The organism is Pseudomonas sp. HS6-2, assembly GCF_049325675.2.
GTDB lineage: Bacteria > Pseudomonadota > Gammaproteobacteria > Pseudomonadales > Pseudomonadaceae > Aquipseudomonas > Aquipseudomonas putida_N.
In genome coordinates this window covers 5,198,345-5,215,758 of sequence record NZ_CM143906.1, presented here as the reverse complement: position 1 = coordinate 5,215,758, position 17,414 = coordinate 5,198,345, and the positions used below count along the sequence as shown (strand labels likewise).

The following is a 17,414-nucleotide window of genomic DNA, read 5'->3' as shown; positions in this document are numbered from 1 at the left end:
GGCTTTTTCTCAGAATCAGTAGGAATGTTCTTACTTCAGCGAGAGAGGCACCCCGCCGAAGCGGGGTGTGCGTTCAGCTATCCTTGAATCCAGGTTTTCCGTTAGCTGCGCGCCACGATTTGATAATGCTCAGAACTGCTTCAAGCTCACCCTGATCATCATTTTCAGGCCAATAAATCAGGTCTGTGCCGCTAGGGTGCTCGGTAACTGCAGCAAAGTGCTCCAGTAATGGATCTAGTACCTCATCTGGCTCCTCGGCATTGGCGCGATAGATTTCCTTCAGAAACTCAACGAACTCCATTTCCGTATAGTCGTTATAGTTGGGTTTAATGATCATGGTTTGTCTCCATAATGAATCTTATGATGAGCTGCTGGTGTGACAACCCTTAGATTGTCGATGTCGTACACTGCGCCGCCTTCGCTGATTGGCACCACATGATGCAGCTCAAAACTCTTCTTTTTTCCGTAAAGGTCAGGAGTTCGCGCTCTGGGAGCATGTCCATTTTCCCGCATGCGAATAATGTTCTGTTTGGAAAATTGCCTTGAAAGCTCGGGGTCATTTGCAACAATTTTCCAGAGTTTTTCTCGAAAAGCATCGTAACTCCGAAATTCGATACCTCTAAGCTGATCAGCAATATGTGCCGGTATCGGGGCGCCTTCTCCGCGTGTTGCCTCGCCAAGCCAGAGCCCTGTTATCTGCGCACCGACTCCTGTGGCGGTACCTGGCTCATACCTGGGGCTCTTGAAAACCACCAGGATAGGCGGCAATCCCGAGTCGATCGGGAAGGTGATGATCAGCCGTTCCTGATCGAGCAGATCCAGTGCAGGATAGCTTTCCGTTGTGTTGCTTACAGGGTTGAGGCTGCTGCCGGTGTAAACAATCGTGCCCGGCGCAGCGGGTGGCAGGCTAGTGGAGCTACCTTCACCGCCTCCGGGCGGGCTGGCGGGTGTCCAGGTCAGGATGCGCGGTGGGTTCTCCAGTGCGAGGCTGTAAACCTGTCGTTCAGTATCAAATGTTGCGGCCCTTACCGGCACTGCCTTACCGCCGGGAACCACGTAGAGGCTGATGTCGTTTGCGTCTTCACTACCTGCAAGTAGATAAGGCACATCCACGCTGGTTGATGAAAGGGCGAGGGCGGCCAGGTCAGGCCCGCCAGGCGGAGCAAGGCTGGAAAGAGGAGTGCTGATCAAGTAGCGCCTTTCTGCGTTACCCAGTGTCGAAGGCCATGCTGCCGAAAGTATGGCTACAGCCACGGTGGCCGAAGTGGCAGCCAATCGACTTACTGCAGCGGTGATCGTAGCGCGAAGGGCAACCGACGCGGCTTCGACAGCGAAGGTCGCTGCCCCAATCGGAATGACGGTCGTCGCAGATGCAACAGAATGGGTGTCGTTGATGTAGTTGATGCGTTGGCGTGCAGTTTCGGCTTCTGCTTGCTGGCGTGCGGCTTCTTCGGCGGCTATGCGTTCGGCTTCTGCTTGCTGACGTGCGGTTTCTTCGGCAGCTATCCGCGCTGCTTCTGCTTGCTGACGTGCAGCCTCCTCGGCAGCTGCACGTTCGGCTGCAAGCCTTTCCTGCAGTTGTTTCAGTTCCATCGCTCGCTGGGTGAGGTTCGTCATGGCCACGCTGAACTGCTGCAAATAGCGAATGGACTCTGTGAGCGCCAGCGCTCGGTGATAATCCGCCCAAAGCACGCCAGCCCGGCGGGTGGCCTGTTCGTCGACGAGGTCTTGCAGTGCCTCGGTTTGTGGCTTGGAAAGTGGACCGACGATGTTCGGGTTGGAGTCGCCGAAAGCGGGTACCTCGGCTTGCTTCGCACCGATCAGCGCATTTGCGGCGTTTACATAGGCCGAAAAACGCTGGATGAGGGTATCGGTTTCCTGGGTTGGGGTGGATTGAGCCACTTGGTGTTGCAGGAAGCTGGGCAGGCAGTCGAAGCAGATCTGCTGTTCATGAAGAATTTGCCCATACCGCCGTTCGATGGCTTTAGGGAGGTCGACAGCAGGTTGGGCAATTTCTGCCTCGTCAACCTGGCGAGCCATTTCCGGCAGGTCCACCGCCAACGCCTGAAACTTCTGCGCTGCGATGTGCAAGCGGTAGGCGGCATCGACAGAAGCGTTGAAAGTCTCCCAGACCCGTCGGCCCCATGCCTCGCCAGAGGTACCTATCGGGAATGCGCCATCGTCGTTCAACCGGGTGGCGAAGGAGTCGTAGCGTTTATAAAAAGGAATGGCACCGTAGAAGCTGGTTGCCACGGGGGCGATCTGAAGATACTCGGCGCGCCTTTGTTGCAAGCTCGTCGTGGCCAGCTGTTGGCGTAGCCCCAGATGCTGGACAGGCTGACCCGCAGCTCCCGCGATTGCCTGTTGTTCGATGGCAGCGCGTTCAGCGCTGATTTGTGCGGGAAGTTGCTCAAGAGCGGGTGCATACTGTTCGGCGTGGATATTGTTGACGGCAGTAAACTCCTCGCCGAAAACCGTTCGCCAGCCTTTTTCCTGGGCGAAAGGGCTAGGCCCTCCAGTACCTCGAGGCCGCCCTGCATCCAGCCCCCAGCCGCCATAGCCGGTCCCGGTTAACGGCGGCAACGGGCTGAGAGACACGCGGTCTGGAGCTTGTGCGCGCGTCAAGACGCCCTCGTTCAGATGCAGCGCACCGCGGGAATCACGGAAGGGTTCACCAAGATTGACGGTTTCATTTTGAGCCATGTAGTCATCCTCCTGGTCGCTACATGGCAAAGCGTGCTCCAGGCAGTTTTTCCTGTATGTCAGGCGCTGCTCGTCAATCAGTAGGAGTATTCCTGCTGACTGGAAAGATCTGGTTTAAATGTGCTTTTCGGAAACAGGAATAACGCGCTTTTCCTTAACAGCCTTATAGGAAAAACTCGAATAAATCTCCTTCACCCCCGGCAACCGCTGCAGCACTTCCCGGGTAAATTCCCCAAACGACTCCAGATCCCTCGCCAGAATTTCCAACAGAAAGTCATACCGTCCGGATATGTTGTGACAGGACACTATCTCGGGAATCTCCATCAGCCTTTGCTCGAACGCCAAAGCCATATCCTTGGTATGCGAGTCCATCATGATGCTGACGAACGCCGTCACCCCAAACCCCAGCGACTTGGGCGACAAGATGGCTTGGTAACCGGTGATGTAGCCGTTGTCCTCCAGCAGCTTGACCCGTCGCCAGCAAGGCGAGGTGGTCAGCGCAACCTGGTCGGCGAGTTCGGAGATGGTCAGGCGGGCATTGTCCTGCAAGGCCGCGAGCAGGGCGCGATCGGTACGGTCGAGGCTTGAAGGCATGATTTGCCCTCCTGTTGTTGTATTTGTTGTTTCCTTTCCAAAACAAGCGCGAATGCTTGGGCTATTTTGGAAAAATTCAGGCAGCTCGGTGGCATAAGCTTATAGCAAACCACCAGAGGCTGTTGCCATGCGCGACTCCCATAACAACACCGGTTTTTCCACCCGCGCCATCCATCATGGCTACGACCCGCTTTCCCACGGCGGCGCCTTGGTGCCACCGGTTTACCAGACTGCAACCTATGCCTTCCCCAGCGTTGAATACGGCGCAGCGTGCTTTGCCGGGGAGGAGGGCGGGCACTTCTACAGCCGCATCTCCAACCCGACTTTGGCGTTGCTGGAGCAGCGTATGGCGTCCCTCGAAGGGGGTGAGGCCGGCCTGGCGCTGGCCTCGGGCATGGGGGCCATCACCTCGACCTTGTGGACCCTGCTACGCCCTGGCGACGAGCTGATTGTCGGGCGCACGGTGTATGGCTGCACCTTCGCCTACATGCACCATGGCATTGGCGAGTTCGGGGTAAAGGTCCGCCATGTCGACCTCAATGACACCAAGACGCTAAAGGCGGCGATTACCCACAAGACCCGGATGATCTACTTCGAAACCCCGGCCAACCCGAACATGCAACTGGTCGATATCGCGGCAGTGGCCGAAGCGGCGCGGGGGCATGACCTGCATATCGTGGTCGACAACACCTATTGCACGCCCTACCTGCAACGGCCACTGGAGCTGGGGGCTGACTTGGTCGTGCATTCGGCGACCAAGTACCTCAGCGGCCACGGCGATATCACTGCAGGCTTGGTAATCGGGCGCAAGGCGCTGGTGGACCGGATTCGCCTGGAAGGCCTCAAGGACATGACTGGCGCGGTGCTATCACCGCACGACGCCTCGCTGCTGATGCGTGGCATCAAGACGCTCGCGTTGCGCATGGAGCGTCACTGCGCGAATGCCCAACAGGTCGCCGAGTTCCTCGCGCGCCAGCCGCAGGTAGAGCTGATTCAATATCCTGGGCTGCCATCGTTTGCCCAATACGAACTGGCGCAGCGGCAGATGCGCTTGTCGGGCGGGATGATCGCTTTCGAGCTCAAGGGCGGGATAGAAGCCGGTCGGCGATTCATGAATGCCCTGCAACTGTTTGCCAGGGCGGTGAGCCTGGGTGATGCCGAATCGCTGGCGCAGCATCCCGCGAGCATGACCCATTCCAGCTATACGCCCGAGGAGCGGGCGCATCACGGCATTTCCGAGGGGTTGGTGCGGTTGTCGGTGGGGCTGGAGGATGTGGAGGATCTGTTGGCTGATGTGGAGCAGGCATTGAAGGCTTGCAGCTAGGTTGCCTGTTGCGGGCCTCTTCACGCCGAACCGCCGCGAAGAGACCAGTAAATCCAGCCCAAGAAAAAGGCCTCATGCGAGGCCTTGTTCATTTCAGCGCTTGAGCCCGTAGCTCTCGTCGAGCATGCCCGGCGAGTTCGGCGACTTCGGTGCATAGTCACGTGGCACTTCAGCGGTGTCTTTCGGCGGGGTCAGGCGGTCACGCGGACCCTGGGTGCCCTCCGAATGCAGTGCGGCGAGCAGACGCTGACGGGTCAGCTCGTCGAGCGCCAGGTGGTTGGCGCCGTCGGCCAGGTGATCCTGCACGTCCTGGTAGCTCTGGGTCAGCTTCTTGACCAGTACCGCGGTGCTGTTGAAATGGGTAACCACCTGGTTCTGGTAGCTGTCGAAGCGCTGCTGGATATCATCCAGCTGACGCTGGGTGCTGCTGGGCGCCGCGTTGGGCAGCAGGCGGGCCACGATGAAACCGACCGCCACACCGATGACCAGGGCCAGGGTTGGCAACAACCAAACAAGGAGCGAGAGTTCCACGAGTCCTTCCTCTATAAACGGCTTTGCTTTACGTTAACGGCTCAGACCTGCGCTGTATACCGCGAGCGATCGCAAATCAGAACAGAATTCCTCACCTAGACGAAACGACCCCCTTCGAGGTCACGGAGTAGTGCCTTGCTTGTCCGCGAAACCCCCTTGTTCATCGACGGCCCGATCGGCCAGCTGGAAGCCTTGTACCTGGACGTGGCCGATGCCCGCGGTGCGGTGCTGATCTGCCACCCCAACCCGGTACAGGGCGGCACCATGCTCAACAAGGTGGTCTCGACCCTGCAGCGCACCGCCCGCGACGCTGGCTACGTGACCCTGCGCTTCAACTACCGCGGTGTCGGCCAGAGCGCCGGCAGCCATGACATGGGCGCTGGCGAAGTGGCCGATGCCGAGGCGGCGGCGGCCTGGTTGCGTGCCAGGCACCCCGAGCTGCCGTTGGTACTGATGGGCTTCTCGTTCGGCGGCTTTGTCGCCACCAGCCTGGCCGGGCGCCTGGAAGCGCAAGGCGTGGAGTTGCAGCAGCTGTTCATGATCGCCCCGGCGGTGATGCGCCTGACCGCCGACTTCCCGCTGCCGCAGCGTTGCCCGATCGCCGTGGTGCAGCCTGACGCCGACGAAGTCGTCGATCCGCAGCTGGTTTACCAATGGTCCGACGCACTGGGGCGCCCCCATGAGCTGCTGAAAGTGGCAGAATGCGGACACTTCTTCCATGGCAAGCTGACCGATCTGAAGGATCTGCTGCTGCCGCGCCTTTCGAACTGAGCCAAGCCTGAATAAGCGAACACCCATGACCACGCGCATCCTCACCGGTATCACCACCACCGGCACCCCGCACCTGGGCAACTACGCCGGCGCCATCCGCCCGGCGATCGTCGCCAGCCAGCAACCGGGTGTCGACTCGTTCTACTTCCTGGCCGACTACCACGCCCTGATCAAGTGCGACGACCCGCTGCGCATCCAGCGCTCGCGCCTGGAAATCGCCGCCACCTGGCTGGCTGGTGGCCTGGACCCGGCGAAGGTGACCTTCTACCGCCAGTCCGACATCCCCGAGATCCCCGAGCTGACCTGGCTGCTGACCTGCGTTGCGGCCAAGGGCCTGCTCAACCGCGCCCACGCCTACAAGGCCTCGGTGGACAAGAACCTGGAAGCCGGCGAAGACCCGGATGCCGGCGTGACCATGGGCCTGTACAGCTACCCGGTGCTGATGGCCGCGGACATCCTGATGTTCAACGCCAACAAGGTGCCGGTCGGTCGTGACCAGATCCAGCACGTGGAAATGGCCCGCGACATCGGCCAGCGTTTCAACCACCTGTTCGGCCAGGGCAACGACTTCTTCGCCCTGCCGGAAGCGGTGATCGAAGAGAGCGTGGCCACCCTGCCGGGCCTGGACGGTCGCAAGATGTCCAAGAGCTACGACAACACCATCCCGCTGTTCACCAGCGCCAAGGACATGAAAGACGCCATCTCGCGCATCGTCACCGACTCGCGTGCACCTGGCGAAGCCAAGGATCCGGACAATTCGCATCTGTTCACCCTGTTCCAGGCCTTCTCGACGCCGTCGCAGTGCGCCGAGTTCCGCGAAGAGCTGTTGCAGGGCCTTGGTTGGGGCGAAGCGAAGCAACGCCTGTTCCAGCTGCTCGACGGCCAGCTGGCCGAGAAGCGCGAGCACTACCACCAGCTGATCGCGCGCCCGGCAGACCTGGAGGACATCCTCCTGACCGGCGCCGCCAAGGCCCGCAAGATCGCCACGCCGTTCCTCGAACAGCTGCGTGAAGCCGTTGGCCTGCGCTCGTTCCGCAGCAGCGTACAGGCCAGCACCGAAGTGAAGAAGAAAGCCGCCAAGAGCGCGCGCTTCGTCAGCTTCCGTGACGAAGACGGCAGCTTCCGCTTCCGCCTGCTGGCCGCCGATGGCGAGCAATTGCTGCTTTCGCGCAGCTTCGCCGACGGCAAGAGTGCCGGTGCCGTGAGCAAGCAGCTGCAGCAGGGCTCTGATGCCGACGTGCGCGTTGACGGCCTGGGCTTCAGCTTGTGGCTGAACGACGAGCAGGTTGCCGACGGGCCGCAGTTCGACAGCGCCGAAGCCCGTGATTCGGCTATCGAAAGCCTGCGTGTAGCGCTTGCACCACAACCGGACTGACGCATTTCGCCTGTAGGAGCGGGCTTGCCCCGCGAACACCGGCAAAGCCGGTGCCATCCAGCACATTACTGGTATGGATGAGGCATATTGACGCAAGTCTGATTGCCATTAAGCGGGCCTGTCGCTACAGTGACGGCCCGTTTTTTGTTGCCTCGCTAACGAAATCATGACGCCCCTAGAACGATATCAAGCAGATCTGAAACGTCCCGACTTCTTCCATGACGCGGCGCAGGAAACTGCGGTACGTCACCTGCAGCGTCTGTACGACGACCTGGTGCACGCGCAGAACAACAAGCCTGGTGTGTTCGGCAAGCTGTTCGGCAAGAAGGAGCAGACGCCGGTCAAAGGCCTGTACTTCTGGGGTGGAGTAGGGCGTGGCAAGACCTACCTGGTCGACACCTTCTATGAAGCGCTGCCGTTCAAGCAGAAGATGCGCACGCACTTCCACCGCTTCATGAAGCGCGTCCACGAGGAAATGAAAACCCTCAAGGGTGAGAAGAACCCGCTGACCTTGATCGCCAAGCGCTTCAGCGAAGAAGCCAAGGTGATCTGCTTCGACGAATTCTTCGTATCCGACATCACCGATGCCATGATCCTCGGCACCTTGATGGAGGAGCTGTTCAAGAACGGCGTCTCGCTGGTGGCGACCTCCAACATCGTCCCCGACGGCCTGTACAAGGACGGCCTGCAGCGCGCACGCTTCCTGCCGGCCATCGCCATGATCAAGCAGTACACCGACGTGGTGAACGTCGACAGTGGTGTCGACTACCGCCTGCGTCACCTGGAGCAGGCCGAACTGTTCCACTTCCCGCTCAATGATGCGGCGCACCAGAGCATGCGCGCCAGCTTCAAGGCGCTGACGCCCGAGTGCACCCAGGCAGTCGAGAACGACGTGCTGATGATCGAAAACCGCCCGATCAATGCCCTGCGCACCTGCGACGACGTCGCCTGGTTCGACTTCCGCGCCCTGTGCGACGGGCCCCGCAGCCAGAACGACTACATCGAGCTGGGCAAGATCTTCCATGCCGTGTTGCTGAGCAACGTGGAGCAGATGGGCGTCACCACCGACGACATCGCCCGCCGCTTCATCAACATGGTGGACGAGTTCTACGACCGCAACGTCAAGCTGATCATCTCGGCCGAAGTGGAACTCAAGGACCTGTACACCGGCGGGCGCCTGAGCTTCGAGTTCCAGCGGACCTTGAGCCGCTTGCTGGAAATGCAGTCGCACGAATTCCTGTCGCGTGCGCACAAGCCATAAGAAAGTTGGGGGCTGCAAAGCAGCCCCTAGGCCTCAAGCCTCTTGCATGAACTGCTGCCGATACTGGTTCGGCGACAACTCCGTGTGCTGGCGGAACAACCGCGCAAAGAAACTCGCATCGTCATAGCCGACCTCATAACTGATGGTCTTGATGCTCTTGCGCGTGCTCGACAGCAGCCCCTTGGCCGTCTCGATGCGTAGCCGCTGCAGGTAGTGCAACGGCTTGTCGCCAGTCGCTCCCTGGAAGCGGCGCATGAAGTTACGGATGCTCATGCCATGGTTGCGGGCCACATCCTCGAAGCGGAACTTGTCGGCGAAGTGTTCCTCCAGCCAGTGCTGGATCTGCAGGATGATCAGGTCCTGGTGCAGCTTCTGGCCGCCGAAGCCCATGCGCCCTGGCGTGTAGTTGCGCTGCACTTCGTAGAGGATGTCGCGGGCCACGGCACGCGCCACATTGGCGCCGCAGAAACGCTCGATCAGGTAGATGTACAGGTCGCAGGCCGATGTGGTGCCGCCGGCGCAGTACAGATTGTCGGCGTCGGTCAGGTGCTTGTCCTGGTTCAGGCGGATCTTCGGGAAGCGCTCGGTGAAGCTGTTGAAGAAGCGCCAGTAGGTGGTCGCTTCCTTACCGTCGAGCAGGCCGGATTCTGCCAGCCAGAACACCCCGCTGGCTTCGGCGCACAGCACGGCGCCACGGGCGTGCTGTTCGCGCAGCCAAGGCAGCACCTGTGGATAACGTTGCAGCAGGTTGTCGAAATCCTCCCAGAAGGCCGGGAGGATGATCACGTCGGCATCATCGAGGCCGCCATCGACCGGCAGCTGCACATTGCTGAAGCTGTCTACCGGCTGGGCATCGGGGCTCACCAGGTGAATCTCGAACATGGGCTGCAAGCCCAGGCCCAGCTGCTTGCTGTAGCGCAAGCTGGCGAGGTGGAAGAAATCCTTGGCCTGCATCAGGGTCGAAGCGAACACCTTGTCAATGGCCAGGATGCTGACGCGCCGCAACGACGCGGAGGGTTGGGTAAACATCATTGTCATTGTTCTTATAGGGTAGAGTGGTCAATCACCGGCTGGATCGTCTTATTTTTTGGCGATTGTGTCTACCCCGTGTCGCAGAGGGGCCGCAAAGCGGCCCATGCGGTTCAAGGCGCCGGGTTCGGCTGCTCCTGATGGATTGCCTCGATTGCCGCGAGCAGTTCGTCGTTGAGGCTCAGTTGCAGGCTGTCGAGGTTGCTCTGAAGTTGCACCAGGTCGGTCGCGCCGATGATATTGCTGGTCACGAACGGCTGTCGGGTCACGAACGCCAGGGCCATCTGGGCCGGGTCCAGGCCATGGGCCAGGGCCAGCTGCACATATCGGCTGCAGGCCGCCACGGTCTGCGGATTGGAATAGCGGGCGAAGCGGCTGAACAGGGTCAGGCGGCCTTTCTCTGGTCGGGCACCATTCTCGTACTTGCCCGAGAGCATGCCGAACGCCAGTGGCGAATAGGCCAGCAGGCCGCATTGCTCGCGGATCGCCACTTCCGCCAGGCCCACTTCGAAGCTGCGGTTGAGCAGGTTGTAAGGGTTCTGGATCGACACCGCCCGCGGCCAGCCACGGCTGTCGGCCAGTTGCAGGAACTTCATGGTGCCCCACGGGGTTTCGTTGGACAGGCCGATGTGGCGGATCTTGCCGGCACGCACCTGCTCGTCGAGCACTTCGAGGGTTTCTTCCAGCGGGGTGAACAGGTCGTTGGCCAGGTGCTGGTAACCCAGTTTGCCGAAGAAGTTGGTGCTGCGCTCCGGCCAGTGCAACTGGTAGAGGTCGATGCGGTCGGTGTGCAGGCGCTTGAGGCTCTCGTCCAGTGCGGCGACGATGTGCTGGCGGTTGTGCTTGAGCTGGCCGTCACGGATGTGGCTGATGCCATTGCCCGGGCCGGCAACCTTGCTGGCCAGGACCCAGTCATCGCGATCACCGTTGGCCCGGAACCAGTTGCCGATGATGCGCTCGGTGGCGGCATAGGTTTCCGGACGGGGCGGCACCGGGTACATCTCGGCGGTATCGATGAAGTTGATGCCGCTGGCCTTGGCCAGCTTGATCTGCTCGAAGGCCTCGTCCTGGGTGTTCTGCTCGCCCCAGGTCATGGTGCCCAGGCACAGGGCGCTGACGCCGAGGTCGGTACGGCCGAGCTTGCGGTATTCCATCGGGAAAACACTCCTTGGCAAAAGAAGCCCATCAAAGCAGGTTGAAATTTTTCGCGCAATCTGGATAATTCTGCCCCTCTCCGTGTGGCGGAAGTGATGCACCACCACGCAGGAAGAACCCCGTCGAACATTGGCGTGCCCGACCCGAGCCCCCAAAAGCGTCAGCGTTCGGCTGCGCGCTTGCCCTTGGCAAGTTGTGCACTATCCAGTAAGATTCGCCGTCTATTTTTCGCTGGGCGGCCTCTGAGGCTTTAGAGAATGAAAACTTTTACTGCTAAACCGGAAACAGTAAAGCGCGAGTGGTTCGTAGTTGACGCCGCTGGCCAGACCCTGGGTCGTCTGGCTACCGAAATCGCTACCCGTCTGCGTGGCAAGCACAAACCAGAATACACCCCTCACGTTGACACCGGCGACTACATCGTCGTCATCAACGCTGAACAGGTTCGTGTGACTGGTGCCAAGTCTTCCGACAAAATGTACTACTCCCACTCCGGTTTCCCAGGCGGCATCAAGGAAATCAACTTCGAGAAGTTGATCGCCAAGGCCCCTGAGCGTGTTATCGAAACCGCGGTCAAGGGCATGCTGCCTAAGAACCCGCTGGGTCGCGACATGTACCGTAAGCTGAAAGTGTACGCGGGTGCTGCTCACCCACACACTGCTCAGCAGCCTCAAGAACTGAAGATCTAACGGGAAAGTTCATTATGTCGGCGACTCAAAATTACGGCACTGGCCGTCGCAAGACCGCAACCGCTCGCGTTTTCCTGCGTCCGGGTACTGGTAACATTTCCATCAACAACCGTTCTCTGGACGTGTTCTTCGGTCGCGAAACCGCTCGCATGGTTGTTCGCCAGCCGCTCGAGCTGACCGAGTCCACTGAGAAGTTCGACATCTACGTCACCGTTTCCGGTGGTGGTGTCAGCGGTCAGGCCGGTGCGATCCGTCACGGTATCACCCGCGCTCTGATGGAATACGACGAAACCCTGCGTGGCGCTCTGCGTCGTGCTGGCTACGTCACCCGCGACGCTCGTGAAGTCGAGCGTAAGAAAGTGGGTCTGCGTAAAGCGCGTAAGCGTCCTCAGTACTCCAAGCGTTAATACCGCTTCGGCAGTCGAAAAAAGCCCGGTTCCTTGGAACCGGGCTTTTTTTTGTGCTTGAACTAACCTGTCAGCATGTCGGTGACCACTTGTCGCATAGACGCAGATCAAGCAAAGCGCGGGTTATAGCTCCTGGTGGGGGTAATCACCTTGTCACTGTGTGGATTTGTTTCTTACCATGACGACCAATTTTTAGCGCCACTGACACAACCTAAGTACAGGCCAGGTCCAACTGGCCAAGCAAAGCTGATGGGAGAGGACTGAATGAGCAATGACGGCGTCAACGCAGGCCGGCGCCGCTTCCTCGTAGCCGCGACATCCGTGGTCGGGGCAGCGGGGGCAGTGGGGGCTGCGGTACCGTTCGTGGGGTCATGGTTTCCCAGTGCCAAGGCGAAGGCGGCCGGCGCACCGGTGAAGGTCAATATTGCCAAGGTCGAGCCTGGGCAGCAGATGGTTGCCGAGTGGCGTGGCCAGCCGGTGTTCATCGTTCGGCGAACGCAGGAGATCCTTGGCAACCTGAAGAAGATCGAGGGTGACCTCTCCGACCCTCAATCGAAGAGTTCGGTGCAGCCGACCTATGTCGACCCCGAGGTTCGCTCGATCAAGCCGGAAATCCTCATTCTCGTCGGCCTCTGCACGCACCTCGGCTGCTCGCCGACCTTCCGCCCGGAAGTCGCGCCCGCAGACCTCGGGCCGAAGTGGGTCGGTGGTTATTTCTGCCCTTGCCACGGCTCCCACTACGACCTGGCAGGCCGTGTCTACAAGTCGCAGCCGGCGCCTCTCAACCTGCCAGTGCCGCCGCATTCTTATGAGTCGGACGACATTGTCGTCATCGGCGTCGACCAGGAGAAAGCATGATGAGCAAGTTCATGGACTGGATTGACGCTCGCTTCCCCGCCACCAAGATGTGGGAAGACCACCTGAGCAAGTATTACGCGCCCAAGAACTTCAACTTCCTGTATTTCTTCGGCTCGCTGGCGCTGCTGGTGCTGGTCAACCAGATCGTCACTGGCGTGTGGCTGACCATGAGTTTCACACCCTCGGCGGAAGAGGCCTTCGCCTCGGTCGAGTACATCATGCGTGACGTCGAATACGGCTGGATCCTGCGCTACCTGCATTCCACCGGTGCTTCGGCGTTCTTCATCGTGGTCTACCTGCACATGTTCCGCGGCCTGCTCTACGGCTCCTACCAGAAGCCTCGTGAGCTGGTGTGGCTGTTCGGCATGCTGATCTACCTGGCGCTGATGGCTGAAGCCTTCATGGGTTATCTACTGCCATGGGGGCAGATGTCGTACTGGGGTGCCCAGGTGATCATCTCGCTGTTCGGCGCCATTCCGGTGATCGGTGGCGACCTGACCCAGTGGATTCGTGGTGACTACCTGATCTCGGGCATCACCCTGAACCGCTTCTTCGCCTTGCACGTGGTGGCCCTGCCGATCGTGATTCTCGGCCTGGTGGTGCTGCACATCCTGGCCCTGCACGAAGTGGGTTCGAACAACCCCGATGGTGTCGACATCAAGAAGAAAAAGGACGAAAACGGCATTCCGCTCGACGGCATTCCGTTCCATCCTTATTACACCGTCAAGGACATTGTCGGTGTGGTGGTGTTCCTCTTCGTGTTCTGCGCCGTGGTGTTCTTCTTCCCGGAAATGGGCGGTTACTTCCTGGAAAAACCTAACTTCGAGCAAGCGAACGCGTTCAAGACGCCCGAGCATATTGCCCCTGTGTGGTACTTCACGCCGTTCTACGCGATCCTGCGAGCGGTACCTGACAAGCTCATGGGCGTAATCGCCATGGGTGCTGCGATCGCCGTGTTGTTCGTGCTGCCCTGGCTCGACCGCAGCCCGGTGCGTTCCATGCGCTACAAGGGCTGGATCAGCAAGGTCTTCCTGCTGGTGTTCTGCATTGCCTTCGTCATCCTCGGTATCCTCGGCGTACTGGCGCCTACACCTGGGCGTACCTTGCTGTCGCAGGTGTGCACGGTGCTGTATTTCGCCTACTTCCTGCTGATGCCGTTCTACACAAGGCTCGAGAAGACCAAACCGGTTCCGGAAAGGGTGACTGGCTGATGAAAAAGTTGATTGCAGTATTTTTGCTGGCAGTGATGCCTGCCTTTTCCTTCGCTGCCGAACAGGGCCTGGAGCTGGACAAGGTCGATATCGATCTGACCGACAAGGCAGCCATGCAGGACGGTGCGCGAACCTTTGCCAACTATTGCATGGGTTGCCACAGCGCCAAGTTCCAGCGTTACGAGAGGGTTGCCGATGATCTTGGCATCCCTCATGAGTTGATGCTCGAGAAGTTGGTGTTCACCGGTGCCAAGATCGGTGACCACATGCAGATCGGCATGCAGCCCAGCGACGCCAAGACCTGGTTCGGCGCCGCGCCACCCGACCTGACCCTGGTCGCCCGGGTGCGGGGTACCGACTGGCTGTACACCTACCTGCGCAGCTTCTATGAAGACAAGTCGCGCCCGTACGGGGTCAACAACAAGGTGTTCCCGAACGTCGGCATGCCCAACGTGCTGGTCGGCCTGCAAGGCAACCAGGTGGTTGGCTGCAAGCAGGTGCAGATGGTGGTGGATGGCAAGAAGCAATTCGACCCATTGACGGGTAGCCCGCTTACCCATGAAGCCTGTGACCAGCTGACCATTACGCCGAATTCCGGTACCCTGAACACCGAGCAGTTCGACGAGAAGGTCAAGAACCTGGTGACCTTCCTGGCCTATTCGGCCAACCCGGTCAAACTGGAAAGCCAGCGCATCGGTACCTACGTGTTGCTGTACCTGGCTTTCTTCTTCGTATTTGCCTACTTGCTCAAGCGCGAATACTGGAAGGACGTGCACTGATCACGCAGTAATTTCTGGTAGTTGAACGCGCCCGCGGGGCCCTGGCACATGTGCCAGGGCCCCGCGGGCGCGTTTTCATTTAGAGTTTTACAAGCATCCCCTGCGAGGAGGCGCTACATGGGCGCAACCAACCGGTTAGCCTGTTATTCCGACCCTGCTGACCATTATTCTCATCGGGTACGCCTCGTGCTTGCCGAGAAGGGCGTCAGCGTGCAGGTCATCGACGTCGATCCTGCACGGCTGCCAGCCAAGCTGGCAGAGGTGAACCCTTACGGCAGTGTGCCGACCCTGGTCGATCGTGACCTGGCGTTGTATGAGTCGACCGTGGTCATGGAATACCTCGAGGAGCGTTATCCGCATCCGCCGCTGATGCCGGTATATCCGGTCGCGCGTGGCAACAGCCGTCTGCTGATGCATCGCATCCAGCGTGACTGGTGCGCCCTGGCGGATACCATTCTCGACCCGCGCAGCGCTGAGGGCGCCCGTACCGAGGCGCGCAAGGCGCTGCGCGAAAGCCTGACCGGCGTCTCGCCGCTGTTCGGCGAGTTTGCTTGCTTCATGAGTGAGGAGCAAAGTCTGGTCGACTGTTGTCTATTGCCCATATTATGGCGTTTGCCGGTAATGGGTATCGAATTGCCGCGGCAGGCCAAGCCGCTGCTGGAATACATGGAGCGACAGTTCGCCCGCGAGCCGTTCCAGGCGAGCCTGTCCTCTGTTGAACGTGAAATGCGCAAGCTTTAAGGAGCCGTTGATGAACTCCAGTCGCCCCTACCTGGTTCGAGCACTGTACGAGTGGATCGTCGACAACGATTGCACCCCCCATATGCTGGTCAATGCCGAATTTCCGGCGGTCCAGGTGCCACAAGGTTTTGCCAGTGATGGCCAGATCGTCCTGAACATTTCGCCGAGTGCCGTGCGCAACCTGCACATGGACAACGACGCAGTGAGTTTCGAGGGGCGCTTCAGTGGCGTTGCCCATTCGTTGTTCGTGCCAGCGGGCGCCATCCTGGGTATCTATGCCCGGGAGAATGGCCAGGGCATGGTATTCGAGCTCGAACCGCCGCTGATGGAGGATGATGAGCTGGAAGACGAGGGTGTCGAGCCTGATGACGATGGCCCGCCGGAAGGGGGTGGGCAGCCGCCACGCCCAAGCGGGCGACCCAGCCTGAAGGTGGTCAAGTAACAAAAAAGGCGATCCAAATGGATCGCCTTTTTATTTGCCGCGACGCGGTGCTTACAGGTCGCTGATGGTGCGGACCTGGTCCCGGTTGATGCGGGTACGCTTGCCGTCGAGCTGCTGGAACTCGTAGAAGCCCGAGTCCTTGTCGAAGTGTGGAGCGTCCACTGCCTGGATTTCGCGGCCGTCGTTGAGGGTGATCAGGCTTGGGGTGGAGCAGCCGGCCAGGGTGGCGAAGGTGCCGAACAGCAGGGCGGGCAGCAAAAGCTTTTTCATGCGGTATTTCCTGGAAATTGAACAGGTGGGGCAAGCTGCTGCCGATACCAGTCAGTGACTGGTAACGGCGGCAACTGAATCAGTCGATGTACTCGAACAGCTTGACGATCTTCTGCACGCCAGACACACCCTGTACCACGGCAGTGGCAGAGTTGGCCTCCTGCTGAGTCACCAGGCCCAGCAGGTAGACGATGCCGTTCTCGGTGATCACCTTGATGCGCGAGCTGGGCACCGCATTGTCGGTGAGCATCTGGGTCTTGATCTTGGTGGTCAACCAGGCATCGTTGTTGCGCGCCAGGATGGAGGAGGGCTGCATCACCTGCAGCTCGTTGTGCACCTTCTTCACCCGCTGGACCTGGCTGGCAGTCTGTTCGGCCAGGCTCTTGAGATCGGCGCGCGGGGTTTGCCCGGCGAGCAGGACGATGCCGTTGTAGCTGCTGACGACGATGTGCGAGCTCTTGTCCAGGTCTGGGCTGGCCTTGGCGATGTTGACCGAAGCCTTGGTTTCGATCAGCGAGTCGTCGATCTTGCTGCCGATGGTACGGGTGCCGCGATCATCCTCGATTGGCGAGTTGCGGGTCGAGGTCAGTACCGAGCTGCAGCCGGTGACGCTCAGGCACAGGGTCAGGGCCATCAGGCCGAGGCGTATGGGGGTCATTCTTCACTCCCGAACAGTTGGCTGTCGATCAGATCGCACAGGCAGTGGATCGCCAGCAGGTGGACTTCCTGGATACGTGCGGTGACCGTCGACGGTACGCGGATTTCCACGTCTTCGGGCAGCAGCAGCGAGGCCATGCCGCCGCCGTCACGTCCGGTCAATGCTACGACAATCATTTCGCGATCATGTGCGGCCTGGATCGCTTGAATCACGTTGGCAGAGTTGCCGCTGGTCGAAATCGCCAGCAGCACGTCGCCGGGCTGGCCCAGGGCGCGGATCTGCTTGGAGAAGATCTCGTTGTAGCTGTAGTCGTTGGCGATCGAGGTCAGTGTCGAGCTGTCAGTGGTCAGGGCGATGGCCGGCAGGCTCGGGCGCTCACGCTCGAAGCGGTTGAGCAACTCCGAAGAGAAGTGCTGGGCATCGCCGGCCGAGCCGCCATTGCCGCAGGCGAGCATCTTGCCCTCGTTGAGCAGCGCATTGACCATGACCAGGCTAGCCTGCTCGATGTGCGGTGCCAGGATGTCCATTGCCTGTTGCTTGGTGTCGATGCTGGCCTGGAACAGCCGGCGAATTCGGGATTGCATGTCCATCTGGTGACCTTAAGTGGGGCGGTGGCCTT

Annotated in this window: 20 protein-coding genes; 11 read left to right on the top strand and 9 right to left on the bottom strand. The window is 60.0% G+C overall.

From position 1 onward, the window contains the following. Positions 1-73: 73 nt before the first annotated feature. From ACOKS3_RS24355 to ACOKS3_RS24345, 3 genes are all read right to left on the bottom strand, one after another. Positions 74-337: a bacteriocin immunity protein gene (locus ACOKS3_RS24355; protein WP_103449201.1), complete on the bottom strand. Its 264-nt coding sequence runs from the start codon at positions 335-337 to the stop codon at positions 74-76. Next, on the bottom strand, positions 334-2,703 hold the full coding sequence (locus tag ACOKS3_RS24350) for an S-type pyocin domain-containing protein (protein ID WP_422763757.1): 2,370 nt from the start codon (positions 2,701-2,703) through the stop codon (positions 334-336). The genes ACOKS3_RS24355 and ACOKS3_RS24350 overlap by 4 nt, the downstream gene beginning before the upstream one ends. Positions 2,704-2,817: 114 nt before the next feature. Next, positions 2,818-3,297, bottom strand: a complete 480-nt coding sequence (locus ACOKS3_RS24345) for an Lrp/AsnC family transcriptional regulator (RefSeq protein WP_103449204.1) — start codon at positions 3,295-3,297, stop codon at positions 2,818-2,820. Between the two features lie 127 nt (positions 3,298-3,424). Between ACOKS3_RS24345 and ACOKS3_RS24340 the strand changes: the two genes are divergently transcribed. Next, entirely contained in the window at positions 3,425-4,621 is a 1,197-nt protein-coding gene (locus ACOKS3_RS24340) for a methionine gamma-lyase (protein ID WP_422763758.1), read from the top strand. A 93-nt stretch (positions 4,622-4,714) separates the two neighbouring features. Here the strand turns inward: ACOKS3_RS24340 and ACOKS3_RS24335 are convergent, their stop codons facing one another. Continuing rightward, complete coding sequence (locus ACOKS3_RS24335) at positions 4,715-5,152, bottom strand: Z-ring associated ZapG family protein (RefSeq protein WP_027918018.1); 438 nt, start codon at positions 5,150-5,152, stop codon at positions 4,715-4,717. A 135-nt stretch (positions 5,153-5,287) separates the two neighbouring features. On the opposite strand from ACOKS3_RS24335, the gene ACOKS3_RS24330 reads away from it, so the two are divergent. The 3 genes from ACOKS3_RS24330 (at position 5,288) to zapE (ending at position 8,559) form a co-directional block, all read left to right on the top strand. Beyond that, positions 5,288-5,923, top strand: coding sequence for an alpha/beta hydrolase (locus tag ACOKS3_RS24330; protein ID WP_103449206.1), 636 nt, complete (start codon positions 5,288-5,290; stop codon positions 5,921-5,923). 25 nt (positions 5,924-5,948) lie between these two features. After that, complete coding sequence (locus tag ACOKS3_RS24325; RefSeq protein WP_422763759.1) at positions 5,949-7,298, top strand: tryptophan--tRNA ligase; 1,350 nt, start codon at positions 5,949-5,951, stop codon at positions 7,296-7,298. Positions 7,299-7,464: 166 nt separating this feature from the next. After that, positions 7,465-8,559 carry a cell division protein ZapE gene (gene zapE / locus ACOKS3_RS24320; protein WP_103449208.1) on the top strand — a complete coding sequence of 365 codons (1,095 nt, stop codon included), beginning with the start codon at positions 7,465-7,467 and terminating at the stop codon, positions 8,557-8,559. A gap of 33 nt (positions 8,560-8,592) precedes the next feature. Here the strand turns inward: zapE and ACOKS3_RS24315 are convergent, their stop codons facing one another. Together ACOKS3_RS24315 and ACOKS3_RS24310 are read right to left on the bottom strand one after the other, a co-directional pair. Beyond that, positions 8,593-9,513 (bottom strand): GlxA family transcriptional regulator, encoded by a 921-nt coding sequence (locus ACOKS3_RS24315; RefSeq protein WP_178120030.1) that lies wholly within the window; start codon positions 9,511-9,513, stop codon positions 8,593-8,595. 188 nt (positions 9,514-9,701) lie between these two features. Next, positions 9,702-10,742, bottom strand: a complete 1,041-nt coding sequence (locus tag ACOKS3_RS24310; RefSeq protein WP_103449209.1) for an NADP(H)-dependent aldo-keto reductase — start codon at positions 10,740-10,742, stop codon at positions 9,702-9,704. A 258-nt stretch (positions 10,743-11,000) separates the two neighbouring features. Here ACOKS3_RS24310 and rplM point away from each other — a divergent pair, with 258 nt between their 5' ends. The 7 genes from rplM to ACOKS3_RS24275 all read left to right on the top strand — a co-directional run bounded on the left by rplM (position 11,001) and on the right by ACOKS3_RS24275 (position 15,867). After that, on the top strand, positions 11,001-11,429 hold the full coding sequence (gene rplM, locus ACOKS3_RS24305) for a 50S ribosomal protein L13 (protein ID WP_003251819.1): 429 nt from the start codon (positions 11,001-11,003) through the stop codon (positions 11,427-11,429). Between the two features lie 14 nt (positions 11,430-11,443). Beyond that, complete coding sequence (rpsI, locus tag ACOKS3_RS24300; protein WP_103449210.1) at positions 11,444-11,836, top strand: 30S ribosomal protein S9; 393 nt, start codon at positions 11,444-11,446, stop codon at positions 11,834-11,836. Positions 11,837-12,100: 264 nt separating this feature from the next. Beyond that, positions 12,101-12,694 (top strand): ubiquinol-cytochrome c reductase iron-sulfur subunit, encoded by a 594-nt coding sequence (gene petA / locus ACOKS3_RS24295; RefSeq protein WP_016395498.1) that lies wholly within the window; start codon positions 12,101-12,103, stop codon positions 12,692-12,694. After that, positions 12,694-13,905 carry a cytochrome b gene (locus ACOKS3_RS24290; RefSeq protein ID WP_016395499.1) on the top strand — a complete coding sequence of 404 codons (1,212 nt, stop codon included), beginning with the start codon at positions 12,694-12,696 and terminating at the stop codon, positions 13,903-13,905. The genes petA and ACOKS3_RS24290 overlap by 1 nt, the downstream gene beginning before the upstream one ends. Further along, on the top strand, positions 13,905-14,684 hold the full coding sequence (locus ACOKS3_RS24285; RefSeq protein WP_103449211.1) for a cytochrome c1: 780 nt from the start codon (positions 13,905-13,907) through the stop codon (positions 14,682-14,684). Before ACOKS3_RS24290 ends, ACOKS3_RS24285 begins: the two co-directional genes overlap by 1 nt. A 117-nt stretch (positions 14,685-14,801) precedes the next feature. Continuing rightward, positions 14,802-15,425: a glutathione S-transferase N-terminal domain-containing protein gene (locus ACOKS3_RS24280; protein ID WP_103449212.1), complete on the top strand. Its 624-nt coding sequence runs from the start codon at positions 14,802-14,804 to the stop codon at positions 15,423-15,425. 10 nt (positions 15,426-15,435) lie between these two features. Then, positions 15,436-15,867, top strand: a complete 432-nt coding sequence (locus ACOKS3_RS24275; RefSeq protein WP_103449213.1) for a ClpXP protease specificity-enhancing factor — start codon at positions 15,436-15,438, stop codon at positions 15,865-15,867. A 51-nt stretch (positions 15,868-15,918) separates the two neighbouring features. Here the strand turns inward: ACOKS3_RS24275 and ACOKS3_RS24270 are convergent, their stop codons facing one another. From ACOKS3_RS24270 to ACOKS3_RS24260, 3 genes are all read right to left on the bottom strand, one after another. Beyond that, entirely contained in the window at positions 15,919-16,137 is a 219-nt protein-coding gene (locus tag ACOKS3_RS24270) for a YgdI/YgdR family lipoprotein (protein ID WP_103449214.1), read from the bottom strand. A gap of 79 nt (positions 16,138-16,216) precedes the next feature. Further along, entirely contained in the window at positions 16,217-16,795 is a 579-nt protein-coding gene (locus ACOKS3_RS24265; protein ID WP_085675072.1) for a BON domain-containing protein, read from the bottom strand. Continuing rightward, on the bottom strand, positions 16,792-17,385 hold the full coding sequence (locus ACOKS3_RS24260; protein ID WP_008097558.1) for a phosphoheptose isomerase: 594 nt from the start codon (positions 17,383-17,385) through the stop codon (positions 16,792-16,794). The genes ACOKS3_RS24265 and ACOKS3_RS24260 overlap by 4 nt, the downstream gene beginning before the upstream one ends. Positions 17,386-17,414: the final 29 nt, after the last annotated feature.